General features: G+C 49.1%; 1 protein-coding gene and 1 pseudogene. Both read left to right on the top strand.

What is annotated here, in order from left to right:
* A partial coding sequence (locus tag AAZR23_RS20630) for a hypothetical protein (RefSeq protein ID WP_434694498.1) occupies nucleotides 1–756 on the top strand: 756 nt, incomplete at its 5' end.
* Nucleotides 757–817: 61 nt separating this feature from the next.
* A pseudogene (locus AAZR23_RS20635) lies at nucleotides 818–1,315 on the top strand (hypothetical protein); the annotation flags it as partial.

Below are 1,315 nucleotides of genomic sequence, written 5' to 3' on the forward strand. Positions count from 1 at the left end.
TGTATCGATAACGGTTTTAATATCATTAACGGCGCATTACAGACAGGGAAAGATAACCAGAAATTCCCGCTGATAAGTGCGGCGTTTTGTTATCCCAAACTGGAAATCACCGGTGGCGTTAAAACCGTTCTGTCGGACACGGCCGGCGTCATTACCGAAGGGAATATCTCAGTCGGTTTCGCGCCGTTTTTCGGTTTTAAAATCACGGTAGACCTGCTGACGGCACTTACCCGGTTTCTGGGTGCGTATGGTCATATTATCAGCACAGCACGTGAGGCTGCAGCGGCACAGGAAGATGCCGTCAGAGAGGGGGAGGACGGCGTCTATGTCATCCTGAAACTGGAACTTATGTTCAGTTTCGGTGTGCATGGTGAGTATAAATTCAAAACCGATGACCGCGGGGATTTTAAATCAGACGGCCGCAGGGTCGGGCTTCAGGGGGAAATCATCGGTGACGCGCATGTGGAGGGTGGTGTCAGGGTTTTTGGTGTGGGGGGCTTTTTTAAGGCGGGCGCGGAAATAAAAGCGACGTTAAAAATGGATTTTGACAAAGAAGACGGGGATGACCTGACCGCCGTGGTGTACCACGAGGGGGTGAAAGCCAGGGTTTATGTGAAAGTCAGCAGAGGAAATAACTCAAGAAAGACAGGTGAGAATAACGCATCAGTCGCATCTGAAGCGGGAAATTATAAGGAATGGATAATTTATGACGAACTGGAGAAAGAGGATTCGGAGTGGCGGTTTTCTCTGGGTTAAACACGGGCTGATATTACCGGGGCTGCTGCTGGGTACAGTGCAGCTTCACGCAGGGGAAACCATGAAAACAAATTATACCGTATCATTTAATGCCGTTGACGCGCTCTGTTTTGTCAAAATTAACGGCATGCTGGTGATGGATAACGCGGGCATGTGGAAAGAGCAATTCACCATGGGGCAAACTATCAGTTCTTATCTGCAGAATGGTGAGAACACCCTCAGCATCGCGATGCTGCACAAATCAGTCAATGATGATGATAATCTTCCTGATAACATGTGGTGCTCAGCGAAAATCCAGGATGTCAGTCGTGACGGAAGTGATGAATATGCCGCGGCGGTCAAGCTGATTGTTCAGGACGGAAAGATAACGCCGGATACGGCTTATTATTCCGGACGGTACACATCCTTTGGTGACAGCCCGAGGGCAAAAGGGGCTGAAAAAGGGTTCCGGGAGATATCACAGACATTTTACGCAACAAATTTACCGGAATGGCCGTGGACAACCGCGACGCCGGTGACGGAAAAGGATATTCCGGCCATAAAAGCATTTTATGAGTCA

This window comes from Morganella sp. Je.2.23 (assembly GCF_051129855.1).
GTDB classification, from domain to species: Bacteria; Pseudomonadota; Gammaproteobacteria; order Enterobacterales; family Enterobacteriaceae; genus Morganella; species Morganella sibonii.